Here is a 343-nt window from a genome sequence, read left to right on the forward strand (position 1 = left end):
CAAGCCGACGGTCACCACATTCAGCGCATCGGACAGCAACTTAAAAGTCGGTGAAACGGCGACAATCAGTATTGTACTGAGCGAAGCGAGTAGCACATTTTCATCGTCTGATATCACTGTGAGTGGCGGTACACTGAGTAATTTCAGTGCCACATCAAGTACACAGTACAGCGTGTTATTTACACCTACGGCGAATTCAGAGGCTAACGCAACACTGGATATTGCAGCAGATACCTTCACAGATGCTGCAGGCAATAACAATACCGCCGCGACACAACTGCCCATCACGGTAGATACCAAAGCTCCAAGCGGTCACAGCGTTTCGTTTGGCGATACCTTGTAT

General features: G+C 48.7%; 1 protein-coding gene. It reads left to right on the top strand.

The genetic code is table 11. From position 1 onward, the window contains the following. A partial coding sequence (locus N480_RS25660) for an Ig-like domain-containing protein (RefSeq protein WP_196761511.1) occupies window positions 1–343 on the top strand: 343 nt, incomplete at both ends.

The sequence above is a fragment of the Pseudoalteromonas luteoviolacea S2607 genome (assembly GCF_001625575.1).
Taxonomy (GTDB): Bacteria; Pseudomonadota; Gammaproteobacteria; order Enterobacterales; family Alteromonadaceae; genus Pseudoalteromonas; species Pseudoalteromonas luteoviolacea_E.